Annotated in this window: 3 protein-coding genes; all 3 read right to left on the bottom strand. The window is 40.8% G+C overall.

Features of this window, described 5'->3' with window-relative positions; translation table 11 throughout:
- Nucleotides 1-94: 94 nt before the first annotated feature.
- The 3 genes from aceA to metA all read right to left on the bottom strand — a co-directional run bounded on the left by aceA (nt 95) and on the right by metA (nt 4,365).
- On the bottom strand, nt 95-1,402 hold the full coding sequence (gene aceA, locus PSF16_RS16485; RefSeq protein ID WP_272689709.1) for an isocitrate lyase: 1,308 nt from the start codon (nt 1,400-1,402) through the stop codon (nt 95-97).
- Between the two features lie 68 nt (nt 1,403-1,470).
- Nucleotides 1,471-3,069, bottom strand: coding sequence for a malate synthase A (gene aceB, locus PSF16_RS16480; protein WP_272689708.1), 1,599 nt, complete (start codon nt 3,067-3,069; stop codon nt 1,471-1,473).
- 366 nt (nt 3,070-3,435) lie between these two features.
- Nucleotides 3,436-4,365, bottom strand: coding sequence for a homoserine O-acetyltransferase MetA (gene metA, locus PSF16_RS16475; RefSeq protein WP_006658598.1), 930 nt, complete (start codon nt 4,363-4,365; stop codon nt 3,436-3,438).
- Nucleotides 4,366-5,004 lie beyond the last annotated feature (639 nt).

Raw genomic sequence — 5,004 nt, 5'->3', positions numbered from 1 at the left:
TAAAAAACAGGCACTTGCGTGCCTGAAAAGTCAAAAGATACACTTATGTCAACACACATACACCGAGCAATAGGAACCGTAAATTTCTCCCCGATTAGAATTGCTCTTCTTCAGTCGAACCCGTTAATGCCGTAACTGAAGAACTCCCCCCTTGAATCACCGTCGTCACCTTATCAAAATAGCCAGTTCCCACTTCTTGCTGATGAGAAGAGAAGGTATAGCCTTTATTGATAGCGGCAAATTCACATTCCTGAACTTTATCAACATAGTGTTTCATTCCTTCGCCTTGTGCGTAAGCGTGAGCAAGGTCGAACATGTTGAACCACATGCTGTGAATTCCCGCCAAGGTAATAAACTGGAAGCGATAGCCCATGTCTGACAACTCTTGTTGGAAACGAGCAATGGTGCTGTCATCCAAATTTTTCTTCCAGTTAAATGAAGGTGAACAGTTATAAGCTAATAATTTACCTGGGAATTTAGCGTGAATTGCCTCAGCAAATTGACGCGCAGCTTCCAGATCTGGTTTGGAGGTTTCACACCAGACTAAATCAGCATAAGGGGCATAGGCTAAGCCTCGGCTAATCGCTTGCTCTATCCCTGCAGTGGTACGGAAGAAACCTTCAGCCGTACGCTCACCCGTGATAAATGGCTCATCATAAGGGTCGCAATCTGACGTTAATAAATCAGCAGCGTCCGCATCCGTTCTAGCAATTAAGATAGTAGGAACACCTGAAACATCCGCCGCTAAGCGTGCTGCAACTAATTTTTGGACTGCTTCTTGGGTTGGAACTAAAACTTTCCCGCCCATATGGCCACATTTTTTCACCGCCGCCAATTGATCCTCAAAGTGTACCGCCGCTGCGCCCGCTTCAATCATGTGCTTCATTAATTCAAAGGCATTCAAGACTCCACCGAACCCCGCTTCCGCATCCGCCACGATAGGTAAAAAGAAATCGATATATTCTTGGTTATCAGGACCGATGCCATTCGCCCATTGAATTTGGTCAGCTCGGCGAAATGTGTTGTTGATTCGCTGAACCACATTAGGGACTGAATCCACAGGGTATAACGACTGGTCTGGATACATACTAGAGGCGGAGTTTGCATCCGCAGCGACCTGCCAACCCGATAAATAAACTGCTTCAATGCCGGCTTTCGCTTGTTGCAAGGCTTGACCACCTGTTAATGCGCCCAATGCATTCACATAACCTTTTTTCGCGCCACCGTTCAGTTGCGCCCAAAAGCGCTCTGCACCTTTACGAGCCAATGTATGTTCTGGATTAACCGAGCCGCGTAGCTTAATCACTTCCTCAGCAGCATAAGGACGAGTGATGCCTTTCCAGCGCGGTTTTTTCCATTCATTTTCTAATTGAGCAATCTGTTCTAAGCGCGATGTTGTCATGATTTACTTCCTTTATTGTTGTCAGTCTTTGTAGGGTAATGAAATATTGTGTTTATTTTTAAATCTTATTAATCAAGTAGTTGGTAACCAGGGATGGTTAAAAATTCGATTAGATCATCTTGGGTCGTGATCCGTCGCATCAGCTCACTTGCTTCACGGAAACGCCCGCTTTGAAAGCGATGATCGCCAAGCTCTTTTTGAATCACTTGTAGCTCTTCATCCAGCATCTCTTCGAACAGAGCTTTCGTCACCTTCATGCCGTTTGATAACGATTTGCCATGACGAATCCATTGCCAAATTGAAGTACGCGAAATTTCAGCTGTAGCGGCATCTTCCATTAATCCATAGATAGGTACGCAACCATTTCCTGAAATCCACGCTTCGATGTATTGCACAGCTACACGAATATTGGCACGCATTCCCGCCTCAGTTCTTTCACCTTCACAAGGCTGTAATAGCTGATTTGCAGTGATTTCATCATCATTTTCACGGCGGATATTCAGCTGATTTTTACGTTCGCCTAAAGCTGCGTTAAACACCTCCATGACGGTATCAGCTAAACCAGGATGCGCTATCCATGAACCATCATGACCATTGCGTGCTTCCAACTCTTTATCTGCTTTCACTTTGGCAAGAATGGCTTGGTTTTCCTGTGCATCTTTACTTGGGATAAAAGCGGACATTCCCCCCATTGCAAACGCACCGCGACGATGACAGGTTTTGATCAACAACCGTGAATAGGCACTTAAAAATTCCTGTGTCATTGTGACGACTTGTCTATCTGGCAAGACACGGTCAGCATGCTCTTTTAGTGTTTTGATATAACTGAAGATATAATCCCAACGACCGCAATTTAGCCCCACAATGTGGTGACGCATGTGGTATAAAATTTCATCCATTTGGAAAACAGCAGGTAATGTTTCAATTAATACGGTTGCTTTGATAGTGCCCCGAGAAAGGCCAACAAAATCCTCTGCCGCACTAAATACATCACTCCACCACTGAGCTTCCTGCCAAGACTCGAGTTTTGGAATATAGAAATAAGGCCCACTTCCCTTCGCTAGTAAGGCCTGATAGTTATTAAAAAAGTAAAGTGCGAAATCAAACAATCCCCCGGGAATTGGTTTTCCGCCAACCAGTACATGCTTTTCATCTAAATGAAGACCTCGTACACGAGCAATCAACACCGCTGGATTTGATTTCAGTTGATAGACTTTGCCATTTTCATTGGTATAAGAGATTTCCCCTGTAATCGCATCGCGCAAATTGATTTGCCCATCAATCAGTCTTTCCCACGATGGTGATAAAGAGTCTTCGAAATCTGCCATGAACACTTTTACGTTAGCATTCAGAGCATTGATCACCATTTTTCGATCAACAGGTCCCGTAATTTCAATTCGGCGATCTTGTAAATCATCAGGAATATTTTGAATCTTCCAGTCCGAGTTTTTAATGGAATCAGATTCCATAATAAAATCAGGCAGCCCACCTGAATCAATTGATTTTTGGCGTAGCACTCGATCTTTGAGCAATTGCTCTCTTCGTGGTAAAAACTCATCGACAAGAAAAGACAAAAAACCAATAGAATCAGTATCTAATATGTTTTTAGCTTGCTGTGACAATGCTTTTGTAAATGTTAAATCTGAAATAGATAATTGCTGATTCATTGTTCTACCCTCATTCATGGCTGGCTATGAATTAAGAGTAAACTCAAAAAACAAATAAATCAAAAACGGTTTCCATTTTATTTTAAAGTACATATATCACCATGATTATAAACAATTTATTTATAAAAATGGTTTTGCTATTAATTTCTATAGATAGAATTATTTTGTTAATGTTTAGTTAAATCATAGTGTTATATCTATTCGGATATTTTATTTTTTAATAACAGAAAATGAGTTAACCAAATTATTTTAGTTATCGATTCATCTATAAATGAGGGGATATTTTTGATTTAAAGGCTAAATAGTTTTGATTATTTAGCCTTATATTCTGAGATATGACCAGTTAACTGGAATTAAGTCGCTTTTTTAATCTAATGTTGGTTCCATATGACTAAGATCGAACGGTGTGATCTGGTACACATAATAGTTGAGCCAATTAGAGAATAAGAGATGACCATGACTACGCCAACGAACTTCTGGTGAGTTATTCGGATCATCATTTTTAAAATAATTACACGGTAGATCGGGCGTGATCCCCGCATCAACATCGCGCCAATACTCTTGAGATAATGTTTCTGCATCATACTCTGGATGCCCAGTGACAAAAGCAAGACGTTTATCTTTTGATGCAAATAAGTAAGCTCCCGCTTCAGGGGAACTGGCCAAAATATCCAGATCTGTATGCTGGCGAATATACTCTTCAGGAAAATCAGCATAGCGAGAATGTGGAGCATAAAAAGATGCATCAAACCCTCGAGTCAATAAAGCATAGGGCTCTAATGTTTCATGGGAATAGACACCTGAAAGTTTTTCTTTACGAGTTAATTTAGGTAGACCATACAGTACGTTAAGTGCAGCTTGAACAGCCCAACAAACAAACAGCGTCGATGTTACATGCGATTTTGCCCATGCAATAACACGCTCTATTTGTTCCCAATAGCAAACATCAGCGAATTCCACCAAACCAAGGGGAGCCCCTGTGACAATTAACCCATCAAAATTTTGATGTTGGATATCTTCAAAATCACAATAAAAATTATTCAAATGCTCCGTAGGCGTATTTTTAGATTCTCTCTGATCGATGCGTAACAGCTGAATATCAACCTGTAATGGAGTATTTGATAGCAGCCGTAAAAACTGGTTTTCAGTTTCAATTTTCTTCGGCATCAGATTCAATATCAGTACTTTCAAGGGACGTATCTCCTGAAGGCTAGCTCTTGTCGTGGTCATGACAAAAACATTTTCTTCACGCAAGAAATTAACCGCTGGTAGCTCATCAGGCAGGCGAATTGGCATCGTTCATCCCCTTAAAAATATACTTTATACGTTTAGACTTCTAGAATGCTAAATAATCTAACCAATGTGGACCTTATTGTCGAGCGTTTAAGGACAAGTTGAAATAATTTCAAGCGATAGACGTTGTCATGGGAATACCTACAGTCTAACAAATTGGTAACCTAATGATATCCAGACTTTTTATTACAGCGTAATACCTAAAATGGCTTAGATTTTTTTGTACTTAAATAGAGAAAGTGTTTGAGTACATTAGAACGTTCAAAGGAGAATTTTATGTTATTTACGAGGTAGGAAGTGACTACAGTGATTATTTTACATTGATAATCTTCTAACGGTCAGAGCAGACAGGAACCAAACTGTCTCCCCCACTCGCGTACCGCACTAAATTGCAAGTAACCGTTATGATGAGAGCTGGTGAATCCCTCTTTTCAGGGGGTGAGATAGGAAATACCTGAAAAAATACACACTGATTATCTGTGTTCCATCGTGATGCAGACTCACTCAAAAACTATTTCGTTCAAATAAATCAAGGGAATCCGGGATAAATCGGCATCACTAACATCTCCACTTAGCCTCTCATCGCATACAGTATAAGTTACACGCTCTAAATTCCGCTGGTATGCCACGCTAAATAAGGAA

Source organism: Providencia sp. PROV033 (assembly GCF_028484855.1).
Classification (GTDB): Bacteria; Pseudomonadota; Gammaproteobacteria; order Enterobacterales; family Enterobacteriaceae; genus Providencia; species Providencia alcalifaciens.
This window is presented reverse-complemented; position numbering and strand designations above follow the sequence as displayed.

What these genes read in the sequence shown, in the direction of transcription:
- aceA (WP_272689709.1), bottom strand. Translation starts at nt 1,402, where the DNA reads ATGACAACATCGCGCTTAGAACAGATTGCTCAATTAGAAAATGAATGG.
- metA (WP_006658598.1), bottom strand. Translation starts at nt 4,365, where the DNA reads ATGCCAATTCGCCTGCCTGATGAGCTACCAGCGGTTAATTTCTTGCGT.
- aceB (WP_272689708.1), bottom strand. Translation starts at nt 3,069, where the DNA reads ATGAATCAGCAATTATCTATTTCAGATTTAACATTTACAAAAGCATTG.